We start from the raw sequence: 21833 nt of genomic DNA on the forward strand, positions 1-21833 counted from the left end.
GTGTGAAACGTTAGTGGGAGCTGACTTTTCGAACGCGTCTAGAGCGTGATGAATCGCGGGAGGGGATGAGCACTAAGAGGCTATTACGAGAACGGCCGCTTTTTGGCCGTGACGTAATAGCAACTTAGGCGGAATTCCCCGCCAAATTGGCTTTGGAGGTGTATCTCTTGTCGCCCTTGGACATTTTGCCCCGCCAAATAGGTTTTGGTGGGGTATCTCTGAGCACAAATTAAATTTCCATATAAAGAGGCTGTATCAAAACCAGAAAATTCTGTTCTGGTTCTGATATAGCCCTTTCTTTGTAACAATATTCCCTAAACCGTCCGCTGTTCCTTGGCGATTTGCGAAGGCGCGGTGCCGTAGTATTTCTTGAACAGTTTGCTGAAGTGGTACGCATCCTGATAGCCGACCGCTTGGGCGACTTCTTTGATGGTCCAGTCTTCCTTCTTCAGCAGTTCCTTCGCATGCTTCAGGCGCACGTGGATCAGGTAATGGATCGGACTCAAGCCGGTCGCTTCCTTGAAGATTTTCGAAAGATGGGCCGGACTGACGAAGAGTTGCTGCGCCAATTGTTCTAGCGTGATTTCTTCAGAATGATGGTTTTCCAGGTAATAGACGGCATGGTTCACCAGATGCTGTTGGCGCACGGCCGTTTGGGAAAGCGCCGGGGGAAGCGTGTTATCGGATCCGTCCTCCAGACTGCGGAGCAACAACCCCAACATTTCCAATATCAGCCCTTTCCCCATCAGCTGGTATTCGCTCCGCTGCTCGTTGAACTCCTTCGTCACCCGCCAGGCCTTCTCCATGAAGGCCTCCGTATAACAGCCCAAGTCCAGCAACGCGCGCTTATTCGGAAAATGATTGCGGGGAAGCCCGTTCAGCGAAAGGTTCGTCAAGCCGATATGCAATTGATGCGAAAACGTGCCCTCTTTTTGGCTTTCCGCATGTTTGACGCCCGGGTTGAAGAGCATGACAGTGCCTTCCCCCAAATCCTGCCGCGTTCCGTCCACCAAATAATCAGCTTCCCCTTCGAGAAGAATGCTGATCTCCAGGAAGTTGTGGCTGTGCGTTTTCGAATAATTTCCGGACTCATTAAATGGGTCGAATGCATAAAGAATTTCGGGATTGAATGTTTGTACGTGTGTATAAGCCATAGCAAAAGTCCTTTCTGTTGAATACCCTTATATTGTACAGGAATCTGAAGAAGAAAAGCCATTCTCATTCCTCTAAAAAACAGTAACCTGTTAACATACACTTTTTTTGAGGAGGACTATCCTATGAATCATTATCAATGGATTTGGCGCTATGCACGGGCATACAAATCCAAAGGCTTACTGGCTTTATTGTTTATTTTCCTGAATGCCCTCCTGATCATCGTCAATCCGCTTCTGGCGGGCGAATTGGTCGACAAAGTCATCGATGGCGGTCAGGATGACTTGTTGGTGCCGATTTTGGCGATCATGATCGGCATTACGCTCTTCCGGACGAGCATCCGCTACAGCTACCAGATGCTGTTCGAGCGAATCGGCCAAAATTCCCTCTTCGTGCTGCGCCAGGACATGTACCGGAAACTGCAGGAGCTGGATTTCGACTTCTTCAACCATACCCGGGTCGGGGACATCATGGCCCGGATGACCGGGGATACCGACGCGATCCGCCATTTTGTCTCCTGGGTCACCTACAATATACTTGAAAGCATCCTCTGGTTCGTGATGGCCGTCGCAGTCATGGGCACGATCCACTTTCCGCTGATGCTGGCGTTGGTGGCGGTCACGCCGGTCATCTTCATCCTGACGCAAAAGATGTCCGGAAAAGCCTTCCCTTTGTTTTTCCAGATCAGGGAAAGTTTCTCGCGGCTGAATTCGATGGTGGAAGAAAACATCGGGGGCAACCGCATCGTCAAAGCTTTCGCAAGGGAAGAGCATGAAATCGAAAAGTTCACGAAGCACAACGAAGACTTCAAACGCCGCAATATGGATTCAGCGATCGTATCCCGTACCTATCTGCCTTGGCTTGATGGTTTCGCCGGGACACTGAACGCGATCGCCTTGGTGCTCGGCGGCCTGTATGTCATCCGCGGAGAGATGTCCATGGGGGATCTGGTCGCGTTCAACGGTTTCCTGTGGATGCTGAATATGCCGATGCGCATGAGCGGCTGGCTCATCAATGATGTGCAGCGCTTCTCCGCGGCCTGCGTCAAAATCCGCGACATGCTTGATACACAAGCACAAATCCCGGTTACGGCTGCCGAGGAACACCTTCGGATCAAAGGGACCGTCACCTTCGATGAAGTTTCCTTCGCCTTCTCCGACGACCCCGAAACGGATATCCTGTCGCACGTTTCCTTTACGATTGCACCCGGACAGACGTTGGGTATTTTGGGCGAAACCGGCTCCGGCAAGACGACGCTAGTCAATCTGGTCGGCAGATTCTACGATCCGACTTCGGGAACCGTCCTGATCGACGGCAAAAATGCCAAGGACTATCCGGTCCGCCAGTTGCGGGCGAACATCGCCATGGTCATGCAGGACGTCTTCCTGTTTTCCGACACAATCGAAGACAACATCGCTTTCGGAAATCCGCAGGTGGACCGCTCCTACATCCAGCAGATGGCCCGGATCGCCGATGCGGATGGCTTTATCACCAGCATGCCGCAAGGATATGCCACTGTCGTCGGCGAACGGGGCGTCGGCCTTTCCGGTGGGCAGAAGCAACGCATTTCTTTGGCACGGGCGTTGGCGAAGGATCCGGCCATCCTGATTCTGGATGACACCACTTCCGCGGTCGACATGGAAACCGAATCGAAAATCCAACAGGAACTGTTCGGTTTGACGGAATCCAAGACCACCTTCATCATTGCCCATCGGATTTCTTCGGTTCGCGATGCGGATCTGATCCTGATGATGGAAAAAGGCCAAGTCGTCGAACAAGGAACCCATGCGGAACTTTTGGCCAAGCGCGGCAAATACTATGACGTTTACTGCAAACAACTCGGATTGACTGGAGGCGAAAACAATGGCACGCAACACCTATGATGTCGATGAAAGCTTAGAGCAAGAATTCAATTGGGGGCACTACCGGCGCTTGGCCGGCTATATCCGCCCCTACAAAAAATCTATTTCGAAGATACTGGCTGTGATCATCCTGGCGAACATCGCCGGCATGGCGGGCCCCTATTTCACAAAAATAGCGATCGATGACCTGATACCCGCAGGAAACATCCCGCAGCTGCTGGGACTCGGCGGAATTTTCCTGCTTTCGCTCGTCCTTATCGGTTGGTGCATGCGCTATCGGATCTACGCCATCACCGAAGTCGGCCAGGATATTCTCAAGGACATGCGCTACGATATTTTTGCGCATCTGCAACGCTTGCCGTTCGCATACTTTGATAACCGGCCCCACGGCAAGATCCTGATCCGCGTAGTCAATTACATCAATACGCTGAGCGACCTGCTGAGCAACGGCCTTATCAATCTGATATCGGATCTTTTTAATGTCTTGATCACACTGGGCTTCATGTTACTAATCGATGTCCGTTTGACTTTGTACAGTATGGCCCTCTTGCCTGTGCTGTTCGGCTTGGTCCTTTTCATCAAGAAGCGCCAGCGGATAGCCTTTCAGATATTAAGCAACAAACAATCCAATCTCAACGCCTATATTCACGAAAGCATTTCGGGCATAAAAATCACCCAATCGTTTGCCCGGGAACAGGTCAATTATGACATCTTCAATGAAGTCAGCGAGGAATACCGTGCATCTTGGATGAAAGCCGTCAAAATCCAATTTCTGATGTGGCCCGGTGTGCTGAATATTTCCGTCCTGACGACCTGCCTGATCTATTTTGTGGGCATCCGCCAAATCGGCGTATCCGTGTCCACCGGAACATTGATCGCCTTCATCGGCTACATCAATAATTTCTGGAATCCCGTCATCAACATCGGCAATTTCTATAATTCCTTGATCACAGCGACAGCCTATCTGGAACGCATTTTCGAAACATTGGACGAGGTGCCTTCCATCCAGGATGCGCCGACTGCCTACGAATTGCCATCGGTCTCCGGAGCAGTGGACTTCGAGGACGTCACCTTCCGCTATGAAGACGGCAAAGATATTCTGCACAAGGTCAACTTCCATATCGAACCTGGCCAAAGTATCGCTTTGGTCGGGCCGACTGGAGCGGGCAAGACTACCATCATCAACTTGTTGACCCGTTTTTACGACATCAACGAAGGCAGCGTCAAAATTGATGGCCACGACGTCCGCGAGGTCACACTGCATTCCTTGCGCAGCCAGATGGGCGTGATGCTGCAGGATACTTTCATTTTTTCCGGCACGATCCTGGAGAACATCCGCTACGGGAAGCTGGACGCTACCGAAGAGGAAGTGATCGCGGCGGCGAAGGTTGTGCGCGCCCACGACTTCATCCAACACCTGAAGGACGGCTATCATACTGTCGTGGAGGAGCGCGGCAGCACCCTTTCGGCCGGCCAACGCCAACTACTTTCCTTTGCGCGGGCCTTGCTTGCCGATCCGAAGATCCTGATCCTGGATGAAGCGACCGCCAGCATCGACACCCGGACAGAGGAACTGCTGCAGGAAGGCCTCCAGAAACTCCTGAAAAATCGGACTTCCTTCATCATCGCCCACAGACTGTCAACGATCAAAAACAGCTCCCGGATTTTCTACGTGGCTGGCGGCAACATCGCCGAAGCAGGCACCCATGAAGAACTGATGGATCAAAAAGGCTTGTATCACCATCTCTACCAATCGCAATACGACCTACTGCAGGCGGGCTGATGATTTTCGGGCTAACGGACTTAATTATCCGTCGTAGTTGTCCGATAACTACAATGTATCGGACAGCCGGCACACAAACTCGCTTCTCGTTGTCCGATAACGCCAATGTATCGGACAACCGGCACACAAACTCGCTTCTCATTGTCCGATAACTACAATGTATCGGACAGCCGGCACACAAACTCGCTTCTCGTTGTCCGATAACGCCAATGTATCGGACAGCCGGCATACAAACTCGATTCCCGTTGTCCGATAACTACAATGTATCGGACAACCAGCATACAAACTCGATTCCCGTTGTCCGATAACGCAGAAGTATCGGACAACCAGCACACAAACTTGATTCCCGTTGTCCGATAACGCCAATGTATCGGACAACCAGCGAGCAGCATTTTGTTTATCGCTATCGATAAATACCCGAAAAAGATGCGTTCCCATCCCTCAGAGCAACTAAACTGCTCCAAGGCTGGAAACGCATCTTTTTGATTTTTTTAACAGTCTTTCTTAAGTCAGTCCGCTTTGCTTGCGATCAGCTCTTTGGCTGCTGCCGCACCTTCCAAAGCTTCCCATTTCCATTCCATCACTTCCGGGATGTCATCGCCGTTCTCGCGGATGAAGTTGTGGTGGAAGTCCACCGTATCCGTCATCCGTTGCGAGAAGGCTGCCGCTGCTTCACCGTAGACGGCGTTGGCTGCATCCTGCGCCAAGTGGAAACGGTCCATCTCCGACAAGACACGCATGTCGAACGGTGTCGTGATGTCCCCGTTTTCACGGTAGCCGTGGATGTGCAGGTTGTGGTTGTGGCGATCGAAGAAGATGTCACGGATCAAGCCTTCAAAACCATGGAAGGCAAAGACGATTGGTTTGTCCGCCGTAAAGTAGGCGTCGAAGGCTTCGTCGCTCAAGCCGCGCGGATCCACGTCCGGATGGCGCAGTTTCAACAGATCCACGATGTTGATGAAACGGATCTTCAATTCCGGGAACTGTTTGTGCAGGATCGTCACAGCCGCAAGTGCCTCCAAGTTCGGTTCCGTCCCCGCAGCTGCAATCACGACATCCGGTTCTTCGTCTCCGCAAGTCGAAGCCCAGTCGATGACTTTCAAGCCATCCTTCACCAATACTTCCGCTTCTTCAGCCGAGTAGAATTGCGGACGCGGGTGTTTCGAAGACACGATCAGATTGATCTGTTCCTCGGAAGCCATCGTTTCCGCCATCACGGCCATCAGAGAGTTCGCATCCGCCGGCAAGTATTCCCGGATGAATTCCGGTTTCTTCTCAGCCAAGTGCGTCAACAGACCCGGATCTTGGTGGGTGTAGCCATTATGGTCCTGTTGGAAAACAGTCGATGTTGCGATCAGGTTCAAGGATGGATAGTGTTTGCGCCATGTTTGTTCTTTGGCTTTGCGCAACCATTTGAAATGTTGGGTGATCATGGAATCGACGACGCGCAGGAAGGCCTCATAACTGGCGAAGAAACCATGACGCCCAGTCAGGACATAGCCTTCCAGGAAGCCTTCCGCTTGGTGTTCGGACAACTGCGAATCGATGACGCGGCCGGATGGAGAAAGCCACTCGTCATAAGCAGGATCGATCGCTTCCATCCAGACGCGGTTCGTCACTTCGAAGACTTTATTCAGGCGGTTCGATTTGGTTTCATCCGGTCCGAAAATACGGAAATTATCCGGATTTTCGACGATCAGGTCGCGGGCAAAGTTGCCGAATTCGATCATATCCTGGGCAATGACTGCGCCTGGAACGGTCGTATCGACGGCATACTGCTTCCAATCCGGGATGTTCAACGGTTTCGGATCGATCCCGCCGTTCGTGATCGGATTCATAGCCATCCGTCGGTCGCCCTTTGGTGCCATTTCTTTCAATTCCGCCACTAATTGGCCGTCAGCCGTGAACAGCTCTTCGGGACGGTAGGACTGCATCCAATCCACTAGCGCATCGATGTGTTCCATGTGGTGTGCATCCACCGGAATCGGCACTTGGTGGGCACGGAAGCCGCCTTCGATCGGTTCCCCGTCCCACGTTTTCGGACCCGTCCAGCCTTTTGGTGTGCGGAAAATGATGACCGGCCAAGCCGGCATCTTCGCTTCGGCAGCGGAGCCTTTGCGGGCTTCTGTTTGGATTGCTTTGATTTTTTCGACAGCCGTATCCATCACTTGTGCCATGATCGGATGGACCGCTTCCGGTTCCGTCCCTTCCACGAACAACGGCTCCCAGCCCATGCCACCAAAGTACTGAGTCAGCTCTTCGTTCGATTTGCGGTCAAGGATTGTCGGGTTGGAGATCTTGCCGCCGTTCAGGTACAGGATCGGCAAAACCGCACCATCGGTAACCGGATTAATGAACACATTTGAGAACCAACCAGCCGCCAATGGACCAGTTTCCGCTTCCCCGTCACCAACTACGGTCGCTGCGATCACTTCCGGATTGTCGAAGATGGCCCCTGTTGCATGGGAAAGGGAATATCCCAATTCGCCGCCTTCATGGATCGACCCTGGTGTTTCCGGTGCCGCATGGGAAGCGACCCCGCCCGGGAAGGAGAATTGTTTGTAGAGTTTCGTCAACCCTTCCAGATCTTCGGTGATCTCCGGATAGATTTCCGTGTAGGAGCCGTCCAGATAGGAGTTCGAAACCATGACTTGGCCGCCATGTCCCGGCCCTTCGACGTAGAACATGTTCAGGTCATATTTGTTGATGACGCGGTTCAAGTGGGCATAGATGAAATTCTGTCCGGAGATCGTTCCCCAGTGGCCGATTGGATGAAGCTTCACATCAGTTTCCTCAATCGGGCGTTGCAGCAATGGGTTATCCTTCAGGTACAGTTGTCCCACGGAGATGAAATTAGCGGCGCGCCAGAAGGCATCCACCTTGTCCAGATACTCTTTTGAATCAAATGCAGTCATTTTCTTGCTCCTTTTTATTTTATATTTTTTAATCCCTGAAAACATTTGCTAGAACTTTCACAAATATCCTCCAAAAAATCGGTTTGACGATTTTCTGTCAAACCGACCGAAAAAATCTATTTGATCAAAGCTACTTCCAACCCGACCAGTTTTGCCCAAGCCAGGATCTGATCTGTGCTCAAACTCAAGGAAACGACCGTATGATGTCCGCCGCCAGCTTCGATCCAAGCGCGGATGCCGTCGTGGAAATTAGGTTTCACTTCCCATAGGACGCGTGCGACTGGAAGGTTCGGAGCTGCCTCAGTCGGTTCAAAAGCAACAACTTCATTCACCAACAATTTGTAGTGCGTTCCGAAGTCAGCCATCGAAACGACAACGCCGTCTCCTGCTTTACCATCGAAGACAAGACGGGCAGGCTCTTCACGATTCCCCATTGATAATGGTGCAATCAAAATTTTCGGTTTGTTGACTGCCAGTCCTGGATCGACTTCCAACATATGCGATTGCAGGATTGCTTCTCTGCCTTCAGCCATTTCATACGTGTAGTCTTCCATGAAGCCGGTATCGATGTTGTGGGACATGATCTTCATCAAACGGTCGATTGCTGCCGTTTTCCAGTCGCCTTCGCCCGCGAATCCGTAGCCTTCTGCCATCAAGCGCTGTACTGCAAGCCCAGGCAGTTGTTGCAAGCCATGCAGATCTTCGAAGTTTGAAGTAAAGGCAGTGTAGCCGCCCGCTTCCAAGAAACGACGGATGCCGATTTCCTGACGTGCCTGCACTTTGACATGCGCTTCCCACTTGCCTTGCTCATAATCGCCGTAGTCGAAATCATACAAATCTTTGTATTCATTGAACAAAGCATCGACTTCTGCATCTTCGACCGCATCGACATAGTCCACTAGATCACGGATACCGTAGTAATCGACTGTCCAGCCGAATTGGATCTGCGCTTCCACTTTGTCGCCTTCCGTCACGGCAACGTTACGCATGTTGTCGCCGAAACGCGCCACTTTGATGGAGAAGCTTTCATTGTAGGCTACCGCAACGTCCATCCATTCCGCGATCTGGGTTTGGACGTTTTCGCGTTCCCAATAGCCGACGACGACTTTGTTGTTCTTTTTCAGGCGCGCATTGATGAAGCCGTACTCGCGGTCGCCATGTGCTGCTTGGTTCAAGTTCATGAAATCCATATCGATCGTTGCCCATGGAATGCTTTCATTGAATTGGGTTGCCAGATGCAATAACGGTTTTTGCAATAATTTCGTACCGCGGATCCACATTTTGGCCGGCGAGAAGGTATGCATCCAAGTGATGACCCCCGCAACTTCATCGCGGTAATTGACTTCTTTCATGATTTTCGTGATCGTATCGGGTGTTACCGCTAATTCCTGCAGCACAAGCGGATAAGGCAACTTGCCGCTGTTGTTCAGGCTTTCCACGATGACCGCCGCATTATTTTTTACTGTTTGCAAAGCTTCCTCGCCGTATAAGTGTTGTGATCCTACTACGAACCAAAATTCTTTTTTCCCTACTTCTAACATATTCCCAGCTCCTCTGTTTTTTCTGATTTTCTATTTTTTCTGCCCGTAATAGGCGTTCTCTCCGTGTTTGCGCAAATAATGTTTGTCCAGGATGCGCTGCGGCAGTTCTTCCGCAAAGTTGTTCAGTTGGCGGGCAAAGAGATTGGTTTTGCAGACCTCATCCAATACGACCGCGTTCATGACTGCCCCTTTCGCATCCTTGCCCCAAGTGAAGGGACCGTGCCCGTGCAGCAGTACGCCGGGAACTTCCATCGGTTTGATGCCGCGCTCGCGGAATGTCTCCACAATGGCATTTCCGGTTTCTTCCTCGTAACCACGATCGATTTCTTCCTGCGTCAAGAAACGGGCGCATGGAACCGTGCCATAGAAAGTATCGGCGTGGGTCGTACCCATGGCCGGCACGTCCAAACCGGCTTGCGCCCAGATTGTAGCCCAAGTCGAATGCGTGTGCACAATGCCGCCGATTTCCGGGAATGCCTTGTACAATACCGCATGCGTCGGCATGTCGGATGACGGGTTCAATTCCCCTTCGATAACGTTGCCGTCAAAATCGCAGACAACCATATCGCTCGCCTTCATGTCGTCATAGCCGACACCGCTGGGCTTGATGACGAACAAGCCTTTTTCGCGGTCGACCGCACTGACGTTTCCCCACGTATATTTGATCAAGCCCCGATCCGGCAATTCCAGATTGGCTTGAAAAACTTCTTCTTTTAATAGTTCCAGCAAGATGTTTCCTTCCCTTCTATCTCAAACTCAAATGCTCGACTGCAGCTTGCTCGATCGCCAGTCCTTTTTGGTAACGATCGATGAATGTGCCGAAACCTGCAACGTCGCGCGCATCAGGAGCGATCGTGACGCCTTCATCGGCACCGAATACTTTTTTGTCCAAGAATGCATCCAAACTCTCTGTCGTTTCTTTGCGATCCATGAAAGCAGCCAACAACGCGATGCCCCATGCGCCGCCTTCTCCAGCTGTCTCCATGACGGTGACCGGTGCGTCCATGACGGCAGCCAACACTTTCTGGCCGACCTCAGGCGTTTTGAAGATGCCGCCATGGCCGACAATTTTGTCGATCGCGACGTTTTCCTGCTTGAGGATGTTCATGCCGATCTTCATGGCGCCGAAAGCGGTGAAGAGATGCACGCGCATGAAGTTGGCCAAGTTGAAGTTGCTTTCCGGTGTGCGGACAAATAACGGTCGGCCTTCCGCCAGATGGGTGATGTTTTCGCCGGAGTAGTAACCGTAGGAGAGCAATCCGCCGCAATCGGCATCCCCTTCAAGCGCTTTGTTGAACAGTGTGGCGAATAATTTATCCGTATCAATTGTGAAACCGGCTGCTTCGCTGAATTCACGGAATAGCTTGACCCAGGCGTTGATGTCGGATGAGCAGTTATTGGTGTGGACCATCGCGACCAGGCTGCCTGCCGGTGTCGTCACAAGATCGATTTCCGGATGCACTTCGTTCAAGTCCTTTTCCAAAACGATCATCGCAAATGCCGATGTGCCGGCGGATACATTCCCGGTGCGCTCCGCTACGCTGTTGGTGGCGACCATCCCGGTTCCGGCGTCCCCTTCCGGTGCACACAACGGGATTCCCGCTTCGAGTGTGCCTGTCGGATCGAGAAGTTTGGCTCCCGCTTCCGTCAGATTACCGGCCGCGTCCCCTGCCAACAATACTTCCGGCAGCAGATCGGCCAATTTCCAAGTCATACCTTTTGCTGCGGCAACTGCGTCAAACTGATTAAGCATGCGTTCGTCATAATTTTTCTTCTCGACGTCGATTGGGAACATCCCGGATGCGTCGCCGATCCCCAAAACTTTCTTGCCTGTCAGTTGCCAATGGATGTAGCCTGCCAAAGTCGTAAAGAAAGCGACTTCATTTGTGTGTTCCTCTTTATTCAAAACCGCTTGATACAAGTGAGCGATGCTCCAGCGTTGCGGGATATTGTAGTTGAACAGTGCGGTCAATTCCTTTTCGGCATCAGCTGTAGTGGCGTTGCGCCAAGTCCGGAACGGCACCAACAACTCATTTTCCTGATTGAATGCCATGTAGCCGTGCATCATCGCGCTGAATCCGATCGATCCGACTGCAGTCAAGGTTACGCCGTATTTTTCTTTGACCTCGCGTGTCAGTTCTGCGTAGCTTGTTTGAAGGCCCTCCCAAATTTGCTCCACTGAATATGTCCAGATGCCATCCACTAATTGGTTCTCCCATTCATAGCTCCCGGATGCGACCGGAGCGAAGCGGGAATCGATCAGCACCGCCTTGATGCGGGTAGATCCAAATTCGATTCCGATGCTTGTCTGCCGCGATTCGATATCAGTGACTATCGCTTGTAACTTCTCAGTCAAAACGTTTCCTCCTTTTTGCGGTGCACCCTTTTGAGGATGCTGTCCGTTCTTCTTGGATTTATTATATGCCATATGTCCGTACATGTAAAGAGATAATCGCAAAATTTGTCCGAACACAAAAAGAAGCCACCCCAGCTCTGGGACAGCCTCTTTCTTCTGTTGTCAGATTCGTTTGACCGAGTCGCGGATAATCAGTTCCGGCTCGAATATTTTGTTTCCTGTCATTTCTTGTTGGACGGCCATCATGATCCATTCGGCAGCGGCCTCGCCCAATTCCTCTTTAGGATGGGAAAGGGTCGTCAGCTTGACGCTCCCCGCTGTGCTCAAGAATGAGTCATCGTTGCCGATCACAGAATAATCTTCCGGGACCCGTTTTCCCATGGCCGCTATAGCTTGGATCAAACCCTGCGCCACTTCATCGTTATAGCAGACGATACCGGTGACTTCCTGATTGCTCGCCAACTTCTCCCGAATCGTTTCGAACACTTGCGCTTTCGTTTCCGTAGTGTACGTGTAAACATTTTTCGGATCGAAATTTGTCCGCATCTCTTCGTGGGCTTTGATGAAGCCTTTCATCCGGTATTTCCCTTGCAGGTCATCGATCTTCGTGATCAGCGCCAAATGCTGATGGCCCTGCTCGAATAGATGTTTCGTGGCAAGATAGCCCGCTTTCGTGTCATTGACGCAGATGAAAGGGACCGACAGTTCTTCGTAATAGGCATTGATCATGACGACCGGGATGCCACGTTCCTTGAAAGATAAATAATAAGCCAAATTCGGATTGTATTGATTGCTTTTTGTCGGTTCAACAATCAGGCCCGAAACATTTTGGCTGAGCATCTGTTCCAGACACTCCCGCTCCTGATCGACGTCGTTGTTCGTGCTGGCCAACAATAGCGAGTAGCCATTCTCCCGTAACTTCTGCTCGATGCCGCGGATGATCGACGGGAAAATATAGTCCGACAGATAGGTCGTGATGACGCCGATTGTTTTGCTGGATGACACCCCGTCACCCCGCCGTTGGTAACTGTCGTCGACGTAGGTCCCGGAACCTTTCTCCTTGCGCAGAAAGCCTTCGTTCACAAGCAAGGCGATCGCTTCCCGCACGGTATGGCGGCTGACCCCATAGTCCTTCTGCAGTTGCAGTTCGGGCGGAATGACTTTGCCTACCACAAATTCGTTCGAAAGTATTTTTGAGCGTATTTCATCGGCAATCACCTGGTATTTTGTTTTCATTAGTTGCGCTCCTCTGTATATGTCCGTACAAATAGTATAGTAAACTGTGCAGGAAAATACAAGTGCGTTATTTTCGGAATTTGTCGGATAACCCCAAAGTATCCGACAACCAACGCGTGGCGGCTTCGGAATTTGTCGGATAACCCCAAAGTATCCGACAACCAACGCGTGGCGGCTTCGGAATTTGTCGGATAAACCCCAAGTATCCGACAACCAGCGCGCGGTGGCTTCGGAATTTGTCGGATAAACCCAAAGTATCCGACAACCGCAACGCGGTGGCTTCGGAACTTGTCGGATAAACCCCAAGTATCCGACAACCAACGCGTGGCGGCTTCGGAATTTGTCGGATAAACCCCAAGTATCCGACAACCAGCGGGCGGTGGCTTCGGAATTTGTCGGATAACCCCGAAGTATCCGACAACCGCAGCGTGGCTTCGGAATTTGTCGGATAAACCCCAAGTATCCGACAACCAGCGCGCGGTGGCTTCGGAATTTGTCGGATAAACCCAAAGTATCCGACAACCAGCGCGTGGCGGCTTCGGAATTTGTCGGATAACCCCAAAGTATCCGACAACCAACGCGCGGTGGCTTCGGAATTTGTCGGATAACCCCAAAGTATCCGACAACCAACGCGTGGCGGCTTCGGAATTTGTCGGATAACTCCGAAGTATCCGACAACCGCAACGCGGTGGCTTCGGAACTTGTCGGATAAACCCAAAGTATCCGACAACCAACGCGTGGCGGCTTCGGAATTTGTCGGATAACCCCAAAGTATCCGACAACCACTACGCGGCGTCTTCAGAATTTGTCGGATAAACCCCAAGTATCCGACAACCGCAGCGCGGACTGCGTTCTACAACAAAAGAGATGGACTGCCCGCTACGAGGCAGTCCATCTCTTTCACAACATAGTTTCGATAGCCGTGTAGCTTTCCCCGATCGATTCGGCGACATCTTTGTTCGTCAACTTTCCTCTGTGCACGTTGAATCCCGTCATGATGGTCGGGTTGGTGGCCGCTGCTTGCCGCGCGCCTTGGTTCGCGATTTCCAATGCGTAAGGCAGCGTGACATTGGTCAAAGCGATTGTCGCCGTGCGCGGAACGGCTCCCGGCATGTTCGGAACCGCATAATGAAGTACGCCATGCCGTTCATAGACCGGATCATCATGTGTGGTCGTGCGGTCTTCGGTTTCAAAGATGCCGCCCTGATCCACTGCGATGTCGACGATCACGGAACCGGGCTGCATGCTTTTGACCATCTCTTCGCTCACCAACGTCGGCGCTTTCCGGCCAGGGATCAGGACCGCGCCGATGACGACGTCGGCATCCTTGACGGCATGGGCAATGTTCCACTCGTTCGAAAGCAGCGTGATGACTGCGTTCCCGTACAAATTCTCGATTTCCGTCAAGATTTCCGGTCGGACATCCAGGATCGTGCAATGGGCGCCGAGCCCCAAAGCGATCTGCAAGGCGTTACGGCCGGCGACACCGCCGCCGATGATGACGACTTTGCCGTTCGCCACACCCGGAACACCGCTCAAGAGAACGCCTTTTCCGCCGTACGGTTTCTCCAGGAATTGCGCACCAATCTGGACGGACAGACGCCCCGCAATGACGCTCATCGGAGTCAGCAGCGGCAAGTCGCCTTTTTTGCCGACCATCGTTTCGTAGCCGATCGCGGTCATGCCCGCTTGCAGCATAACCCTCGTCAACTGCGGCGCGGCCGCCAAATGCAGGTAGGTGAACAGAATCAGGTCCTCACGGAAGTATTTGTATTCCGATTCCAAAGGCTCTTTCACCTTGATGACCATTTCGGCGGCCCAGACTTGGACTGCGTCTTCCAACACTGCCGCCCCTGCTTTTGCGTACTGTCCGTCCTCGAATCCCGAGCCGATGCCGCACCCGCTTTGGACAAGGACTTGATGGCCGTTCTGGACCAGCAACTGCACACCTGCAGGCAGCACACCTACCCGATTTTCGTTGTTTTTGATTTCCTTCGGCACTCCGATGATCATCCCGATCATTCCTTTCCGACGAGCCCGTCCACCGCCAAAATGGCATCGGCGACTTGCTCAGCCGTTATGTTTTTGCTTAGATTTTTCATGGTGTTGCTCTGCGCCACCGCAAGTTTTCCGACTTCAAGCAGCTCCTCCCGTGTGGCTCCGGTCAGATGCACCTGTTCCAATGTCGTCGGCATGCCGATTGCTTCAAGGAAGCGGCTGTATTTCAGAAATTCTTCGTGCGGGCGCTCTTCCAGCACGAGTTGGACCAATAGGCAAAAGCCGACTATTTCCCCGTGCGTCAAGCGATGGATTTCGCCTTTGATGGCCGTGAAGCCATTATGGATGGCATGTGCGGCCGCCAAACCGCCGTTTTCGAATCCCAGTCCCGAAAGCAGCGTATTCGCCTCCACGACCGCCTCGACAGCCGGCGTCACCAATCCTTTTTGGACGTCAGCGAACGCGCTGAGGCCATCCCTGAACAAAGTTTCTTCGCAGGCCTTCGCAATCGCGGTGCCGGCGATCGTCGGCAAACCGCCGGCCAACGCCAATTCACCGGAGGCTTTCGTCGCCAACGCTTCGGCACAGGTCGCCAATGCATCCGCCATCCCGCTTGCGAAGAATCGGATCGGCGCTTGGACGACGATCTGCGTATCAACAAGCACCAGATCGGGGTTCTTCGCATAGAAACGATAATGGTCGAACAGCCCGTCCTGCTTATAGAGCACAGAGATGGCGCTGGTCGGGGCATCCGTGGATACAGTAGTCGGCACAATCACAACCGGCAATTCGCAAGCCGCTGCAATACCTTTCGCAACATCGATGATTTTGCCGCCGCCAAGCCCGATGATGACGTCCGCCGTTGCATCGGCTACATCGTCAGCCAAACGGACCATTTCCTCCAACGAGGCTTCGCCAGTGAAGGCCTCATAATGGTAGGGAAAACCCTCCAGAGCCCGTTCCACCTTTTCATGGAGCAAGCCCCAAACAAAATCGTCCGTGAGCAGGAACGCCTTCTTCCCGTAGACAGCCGCTTCCTTCCCTAATACGTCTATAGCGCCTACGCCTTGAATATACCGGCTGGGCGATCGAAAAACCTGATAAGCCATATGTGTGCCCCTTTTCCATTTGTGATTTATTTATCATACCTATATTTTACCACAGCACTTCTTCTATTTTCCTGCTCCAACAAAAAATCCTCCGGAGCTCTTATGCTTCCGAAGGATTCTGATTTTAAGAGAAGGCTTTTTCCGGTTCTGCTTCGTTGCCTGCTCTCGATGGACTAGTTTTTTCTTCAGTAATTTCTGCCGCCAATGTTTCTTGGATGGCGCCCAATTTACTGCCGATATTTCTGTTTCCGATGAAAGATTCGATCAATGCCGTCACATCCATCCCGGTTGTTTCTTTGAGCCCTTCCTGGGTAGCCGTCAGGACTTGGCTGGCATAGTTGGCTACTTTGGCAGCGCCTTGGCTGCCGTTGCCGCCGTCGATTACCGTAATTTTATCGATATTGGAAATCGGCTCAGCCGCAGCACGCACGATTTCCGGGTATTTCTCGATCAACAGCGTCAAGATGGCTGCTTCTCCGTATTGTTTCAACGCGTTGGCCAAAGCTTCCTTCGCTTTCGCTTCAGCTTCCCCGATCGCAAGGATACTGGCGGATTCCGCCAAACCGTTCAGCTCTTTCTCCTTGGCTCGCGCTTCGGATTCCCAGATTGATTTCTGTTTGTCGGCAGCCGCTTTTGTTTCGATGGCATAGCGCTCTGCATCGGCTTTCTTACGCACTTCTGCATCATATTGTTTTTCTCTCCGGACGATTTCTTTCTCTTCCAGTTCGATTTGTTTCACACGTTCCGTGATTTCAACGTTCATTTCTTTTTCTTTCAACAAAATATCCAGCTGCGCTTTTTCCAAAGCATAGGCGTTATCCGCTTTCGCTTTGGCTACGTCCTGTTCTTGGCGGAATGCTGCCAGCTTCAATTCTTTTTGTTTATTCGATTCCGCGATTTGGGTCTCTCTCAAAATTTCGGCTTGTTGCGATTCTTGTTCCGCTTGGGCACGCTTGATGCGCGTTTCCTTATCGGCTTCTGCTTGAGCGATATGCGCATCCCGTTTGACTTGGGCGATCCGCGGTTGTCCAAGAGCGTCCAGATAGCCATTTTCGTCTGTAACTTCCTTCACAGTGAAAGAAACGATGATCAAGCCCATCTTGGCCAAATCCACACTGGCGACCGCTTGCACTTCTTGTGAAAACTTGTCACGGTTCTTATAGATTTCTTCGACAGTCATGGAACCCAGAATGGAACGCAGATGGCCTTCCAAAACCTCCCGGGCTTCGTTCTCCAGATCCTCTGTAGGCTTGCTTAAGTATTGTTCGGCCGCTGTGGCGATTTCTTCCACTGTGGAACCGACCTTAATGATGACCGTCCCATCCGCAGAAACAGGGACACCTTCCTCCGTATAGACCGCCGGCGTACTGACTTCGAGCTTGCTGGACAAGAGCGATAATTCCTTGGCCGTCTGAAATACCGGGATGACGAACGTACCGCCGCCGCGGACAACTTTCATCGTGTTGCCTGTTGCTTTGTCGATATGCGTATTTTTGCTGCCAAGAAAACTCCCGCTGACGATCAGCGCTTTATCCGGCGAAGCCGTCTTGTATCGCCCGATGAAAATAATCAAAGCAACCACCAGTAAAACCACTAAAATACCAATACCCATAAACTGATCCAAAAAATTCGTCATTTATTTCCCACCTTTATATTTTTTTTGATTCCAAGTGCTGCGTTCATCCTTCAGAGTCTGTATTGCATTTTCGTATGGGATAACATATGCGATATTATCCCGGATTTCAATGATCAACACCGTTTCCCCGCTGGCGATGTTCAGCAGATTTTCCGTGTCCGGATTGGCGTAGATGCGCGCCATTCGGTTCATTTTACCGAATCCGGTCGATACGATGATTTCCCCGATCGCGGTCCGTCCGATCGGAACCGTCACCGTTGCTTCCTTGCCTTCCAAATCTTTTGAACTCGTGATGGTGCTGTTTTCCGCGCGTTTCAATAAGGGAAGTACAAAGAAAATTTTGAAGGCGATGATGAGTGCGGAAACAGCCAGAAAAATGCCCACAAACACTCCGACCAGGTCTTCATCCGGCTTTTGCAGCGCATTGACGAGCAGGCTCGTTGTCAAAATACCCAGGAAAAAGTCAGTGATGTCGTAGAATCCCACGGACAAAATATCGTTGATCGGGAATGTCAGGACAGTGCCGGCCACACCAATGATGAACAGCAATTCCAACGGCTCAATCGTTTGAAAAAGTGTAAGCATATTTCATCATCCTCCTTTCAATCAATTTTTTGTAAGAAAAATGAGCCGCATACATGTTCATTATCGAACAAACGCATCCTGAAGTAAAGCCAGAACCCTTTTCGGGAGGCTGAACGGCGGGTGGATGACGACCACAAATGCATCAAAAACCAGCGACTCACTCATCTCGAGCCAGGCGCTGGTTTCTTGCTGTAGACTATTCTTCCGATTTTTTGAGGTGTTGCAACGGTACCCTTGCGACTGCCACTGCTCCGAAAACAAGCGCTCCATACAATAAGGTCGATTGACTGATGGATTCTTCGGCAAGAGGCGCAACCGGGATTGCTGCAGGTGCTTCCTCGTACAGTGCTTTGATTTCATCCGCCGGTAGGACGATGCCGTCTTGGATATACAGTTCATCGATCAGCCCTTTGAACGGTTGATCCCAGTAGTTGACGCCCAGACTGAACGCTGCTGCCGAGCCTTCAAAGATGTTCGGGAATGCCTCTCCTGTAAACTTTTCCTCGCCGTTGACATAGACGGAGATTTGGCCGGCATCTACCGTAAAGGCCAGATGGGTCCACGCACCCGCAGTAATGGTGGAACCGATTGGCGCGTCATACCATTGCTGTCCGGACCAGAGCATCGTCTGATTTGCCGGTCCAACAGGTGTCAAGCTGATCCAGCTTTGCTCCGTTGCCGCACCGAAGAAGGCGGTCGTGAACTGTTTCAGTTCGGTTGGTTTGATCCAAAAAGCCACCGTATAGGCATTCTGGGTGATCAACCCTTTTCCAAGCGACAGTCCGGATTTGCCGTCGAACGAAGCGGCCTGCCCTTTGACACCCTCCACGAACGATACAGCCCCACCCGTATTGTTGATTCGGTCTCCGGTAACTTGCGCCTCGGTCTGATCCCCTGCCGCATTTGTGTAGGTCCCATCGAAGGAATAATAAGCTGAAAGTTTGCCGGCTTCCTTCGGTTCGACTTGGATCGCGAAGCTGAGCTGCTCCGATTGCAGCTCATTTTGGATGAGTGCGGTCAACGTCACGAGCGCTGCCGGTTGACCGGCTTCAGGACGAGTGACGATGCCTGTTTCCGAAATGACCGCAGGATCGGAGGAAGTCCATTGGATGGTGCTGCCGCCCGCAGCTGTTGTCGGTAATACGATGTCCTTCATGACGGAATCGGGCATGGACTCCGTAAGCTCCGCTTTGATTTTCTCCATCTGTTCCGAGTCCGTTGCCGTGCTCGTTTGGCTTCCCCAAATGACCTGTCCATTCTCGGACATGCCGCTGAAGGTCATGACCCACGCTTCTGTCGTCGGATCCCATTGGCTGATGAACACCCCGTCATAGGTGCCGTCTGCTAGTTTCAGCTCGGCCCGATAGCCATCATAAAGCCGCCAAGTCCCTTCCTGCGCACCCGCAACCGTGCCGTTATCCTGCAACTGCACAAATGTGGATTCCGTCAATTGGCCTGTGATCTCATGGCCGTGGTTGATGAACTTATACGTACCGGCGACTTCCGCTTGCGTCACTCCCGTTATCGTTTCGCCTACATAGCGGTAAGGCGTCGGAACCGGCCAAGCGTTGCTGTTCTTGAACGTTTGATGGACACGCACTTCATGCGTCTCGCCTTTGTTCGGGAAACGAGTATGGAACACGAGAAATTCCTTATCGGCTTTTGCATCGATGTAATAGGAGTTGTGCCCCGCCGACAGATAACCGACACCGTCGCCGGTTCCGTCCTCACCCAATTCCCGGCTAAACAGGAAGTTCCCGATCAGCTTGTTGCCGATCGCATCGTGATCGTTGACCCCAGGGAAATTGCCTACGCCTTTGTCGAAGGACTCCGGATAAACAGCTTCATTGCCGGCCGCATCCACATAAGGTCCCGTGATCGACTTCGAGCGGAACTGGCGCATTTGGTAACCGCCATCCGACGCTAGTCCGCCGTACGTCAAGTAAAGATAATAATAGCCTGCTTCTTTGTCGTAGACGGCATAAGTCCCTTCCGACGAACGCCCATACCCGGCAGCGATTTTGGTTCCAAAATACCGATCGATCATCCTGCCGTCCTTAGTCACTCCGTCTTGGCCCGGATAAAGCGGAATGCCCGTTTTTTTATCCAGCTCAAGAATGAACGTCCCACCTGACCACGAACCGTATGTCATCCACAGTTTCCCTTGCTTATCATAAAGGATATTCGCATCAATGGCGTTCGTGTATTCTGCATTATTGTAGGCACCGTTTTCCGTGAACCACTCTGGATTGGGCTCTTCCAGCACACCCTCTTCGATCAGTTCGTCGATATTCGTGCTCTCCCATTGCTTATTGACGTCACTGTTCGCATCATACGCCTCTTCTTCCTGGAATCCGGAATAGATGATCGTATCGACATACGCGTACGGTCCTTCGATATTCTTGGACACAGCGAGACCGATCGCCGAACGGATATAGGTAGAGGAAACACTGTAGTACAACATGTAGGCGCCTTTGCTGCCGTCTGTGTTTCTGTATTGCTTGTTCCAGATGACATCCGGTGCCCATACTGCGTAGCCACCCGTGCTGTCGGCATCGTCTTCCCCTGCCCAAGCGAAAGATTCAGAAAGGTTTTCGCTCAGGTCCCCATAAATCGTGTTGTCCACACTAGCATAGCCGTTGGTGAAATTCTGCCAATTGATCAGATCAGTCGATTTTGCCGCCGCGATATGTGAACCGAACACATAGTACATCCCGGATTTCTGATCTTGGATAATGGACGGATCATGGACCGATGCATTCGAGAAAGTCAGGGCTTCGTCCGTTTCCGATGCGTGCACCTGTGACTGGGGCTGGACCGCAGCAGCCATGCTGATGGCCAACCCGCAAAGCAACAATTTGGATATTCTTGATCTGGTAATGATAAGAAACGCCTCCTTTATGTTTGTAACCGCTTTTATTCGTTTCCACACAAATAGTTGTACTTACAAATCAAGATAACATAGTTTATTTGTTCGTACAACTATTATGTCGGTTGAAGGTTACTTTTTATTTTAGGAGTGTGTCGGGGTACTTTTCTTTTGATTTGGCTGAAATAATCCGCCAACGGTCATTTGGCCGTTTATTTTGCGTTATATTCGCTGAGATAAGCGGCCAACTGGTTTTTGGCGGGGTATCCCACTCACCTTTCGACACTAAAAACCCGCCAAAACGGGTTTGGCGGGTTTTCAGGATTCTTGCAGCCTTATAATCATCCGGCTAATGATTCAATCAGAGCCTATTTTGCCGTTATGACTTTCAGATATTGATCTCCCCAGTCGCAGATTGATTCGACAACCGGCGCCAATTCTTTGCCGATGTCAGTCAGATGGTACTCTACTTTTGGCGGAACCACGGGATAGACCGTCCTGGCAATGATCAGGTCGCGCTCCAACTCCCGCAACTGCCGGATCAGCATCCGTTGGTTGATGTCAGGGAGGATTTTGTTGAACTCGCTCAGCCGCAGCGTGCCGTTGTGCAGCAAGGACCAGATGATCGCAATTTTCCATCTCCCACCCACAACAGATAAGGCTAAATCTTTTGTATTGTAAAATTCTTTCTCTTGGTATTGGATCATCGGATAGCCTCTTTTCATAAAATTATCCATAGTGACAATTATGTCAGTATTAACACATCCGTCATTATATAGTATTCTGAAATA

Annotated in this window: 14 protein-coding genes; 2 read left to right on the forward strand and 12 right to left on the reverse strand. The window is 51.5% G+C overall.

Features of this window, described 5'->3' with window-relative positions; all coding sequences use genetic code 11:
* Positions 1 to 314 precede the first annotated feature (314 nt).
* Positions 315 to 1154, reverse strand: a complete 840-nt coding sequence (locus tag C8U37_RS03265) for an AraC family transcriptional regulator (protein WP_108031846.1) — start codon at positions 1152 to 1154, stop codon at positions 315 to 317.
* Positions 1155 to 1277: 123 nt separating this feature from the next.
* Here C8U37_RS03265 and C8U37_RS03270 point away from each other — a divergent pair, with 123 nt between their 5' ends.
* Both C8U37_RS03270 and C8U37_RS03275 read left to right on the forward strand, forming a co-directional pair.
* Positions 1278 to 3035, forward strand: coding sequence for an ABC transporter ATP-binding protein (locus C8U37_RS03270; protein WP_108031847.1), 1758 nt, complete (start codon positions 1278 to 1280; stop codon positions 3033 to 3035).
* The gene (locus C8U37_RS03275; RefSeq protein WP_108031848.1) at positions 3016 to 4797 is read left to right on the forward strand and encodes an ABC transporter ATP-binding protein; all 1782 of its coding nucleotides are present in this window, start codon (positions 3016 to 3018) and stop codon (positions 4795 to 4797) included. Before C8U37_RS03270 ends, C8U37_RS03275 begins: the two co-directional genes overlap by 20 nt.
* Before the next feature lie 509 nt (positions 4798 to 5306).
* Here C8U37_RS03275 and C8U37_RS03280 read toward each other — a convergent pair.
* From C8U37_RS03280 to C8U37_RS03330, 11 genes are all read right to left on the reverse strand, one after another.
* Entirely contained in the window at positions 5307 to 7712 is a 2406-nt protein-coding gene (locus C8U37_RS03280) for a phosphoketolase family protein (RefSeq protein ID WP_108031849.1), read from the reverse strand.
* Between the two features lie 116 nt (positions 7713 to 7828).
* Entirely contained in the window at positions 7829 to 9253 is a 1425-nt protein-coding gene (gene araA / locus C8U37_RS03285) for an L-arabinose isomerase (protein WP_108031850.1), read from the reverse strand.
* A 30-nt stretch (positions 9254 to 9283) separates the two neighbouring features.
* Positions 9284 to 9982, reverse strand: a complete 699-nt coding sequence (locus tag C8U37_RS03290) for an L-ribulose-5-phosphate 4-epimerase (protein ID WP_108031851.1) — start codon at positions 9980 to 9982, stop codon at positions 9284 to 9286.
* 16 nt (positions 9983 to 9998) lie between these two features.
* Complete coding sequence (locus C8U37_RS03295; protein ID WP_108031852.1) at positions 9999 to 11609, reverse strand: xylulokinase; 1611 nt, start codon at positions 11607 to 11609, stop codon at positions 9999 to 10001.
* A gap of 162 nt (positions 11610 to 11771) precedes the next feature.
* Positions 11772 to 12845, reverse strand: a complete 1074-nt coding sequence (locus tag C8U37_RS03300) for a GntR family transcriptional regulator (RefSeq protein WP_108031853.1) — start codon at positions 12843 to 12845, stop codon at positions 11772 to 11774.
* Between the two features lie 900 nt (positions 12846 to 13745).
* Positions 13746 to 14858 carry an alanine dehydrogenase gene (gene ald / locus C8U37_RS03305; RefSeq protein WP_108031854.1) on the reverse strand — a complete coding sequence of 371 codons (1113 nt, stop codon included), beginning with the start codon at positions 14856 to 14858 and terminating at the stop codon, positions 13746 to 13748.
* A gap of 5 nt (positions 14859 to 14863) precedes the next feature.
* Positions 14864 to 15952, reverse strand: coding sequence for a glycerol dehydrogenase (locus tag C8U37_RS03310; protein ID WP_108031855.1), 1089 nt, complete (start codon positions 15950 to 15952; stop codon positions 14864 to 14866).
* A gap of 124 nt (positions 15953 to 16076) precedes the next feature.
* A complete protein-coding gene (locus C8U37_RS03315; protein WP_425445654.1) occupies positions 16077 to 17576 on the reverse strand; it encodes a flotillin family protein in 1500 nt (499 codons plus the stop codon).
* A gap of 12 nt (positions 17577 to 17588) precedes the next feature.
* Positions 17589 to 18173, reverse strand: a complete 585-nt coding sequence (locus C8U37_RS03320; RefSeq protein ID WP_108031857.1) for an NfeD family protein — start codon at positions 18171 to 18173, stop codon at positions 17589 to 17591.
* Between the two features lie 196 nt (positions 18174 to 18369).
* Positions 18370 to 21030, reverse strand: a complete 2661-nt coding sequence (locus C8U37_RS03325) for a LamG-like jellyroll fold domain-containing protein (RefSeq protein WP_211306113.1) — start codon at positions 21028 to 21030, stop codon at positions 18370 to 18372.
* A gap of 380 nt (positions 21031 to 21410) precedes the next feature.
* Entirely contained in the window at positions 21411 to 21749 is a 339-nt protein-coding gene (locus C8U37_RS03330) for a winged helix-turn-helix transcriptional regulator (protein ID WP_108031858.1), read from the reverse strand.
* Between the last annotated feature and the right edge of the window lie 84 nt (positions 21750 to 21833).

This window comes from Trichococcus patagoniensis (assembly GCF_003051085.1).
GTDB classification, from domain to species: domain Bacteria; phylum Bacillota; class Bacilli; order Lactobacillales; family Aerococcaceae; genus Trichococcus; species Trichococcus patagoniensis.

What these genes read in the sequence shown, in the direction of transcription:
- araA (WP_108031850.1), bottom strand. Translation starts at nt 9,253, where the DNA reads ATGTTAGAAGTAGGGAAAAAAGAATTTTGGTTCGTAGTAGGATCACAA.
- C8U37_RS03300 (WP_108031853.1), bottom strand. Translation starts at nt 12,845, where the DNA reads ATGAAAACAAAATACCAGGTGATTGCCGATGAAATACGCTCAAAAATA.
- C8U37_RS03275 (WP_108031848.1), top strand. Translation starts at nt 3,016, where the DNA reads ATGGCACGCAACACCTATGATGTCGATGAAAGCTTAGAGCAAGAATTC.
- C8U37_RS03320 (WP_108031857.1), bottom strand. Translation starts at nt 18,173, where the DNA reads ATGCTTACACTTTTTCAAACGATTGAGCCGTTGGAATTGCTGTTCATC.
- C8U37_RS03330 (WP_108031858.1), bottom strand. Translation starts at nt 21,749, where the DNA reads ATGATCCAATACCAAGAGAAAGAATTTTACAATACAAAAGATTTAGCC.
- C8U37_RS03310 (WP_108031855.1), bottom strand. Translation starts at nt 15,952, where the DNA reads ATGGCTTATCAGGTTTTTCGATCGCCCAGCCGGTATATTCAAGGCGTA.
- ald (WP_108031854.1), bottom strand. Translation starts at nt 14,858, where the DNA reads ATGATCATCGGAGTGCCGAAGGAAATCAAAAACAACGAAAATCGGGTA.
- C8U37_RS03265 (WP_108031846.1), bottom strand. Translation starts at nt 1,154, where the DNA reads ATGGCTTATACACACGTACAAACATTCAATCCCGAAATTCTTTATGCA.
- C8U37_RS03270 (WP_108031847.1), top strand. Translation starts at nt 1,278, where the DNA reads ATGAATCATTATCAATGGATTTGGCGCTATGCACGGGCATACAAATCC.
- C8U37_RS03280 (WP_108031849.1), bottom strand. Translation starts at nt 7,712, where the DNA reads ATGACTGCATTTGATTCAAAAGAGTATCTGGACAAGGTGGATGCCTTC.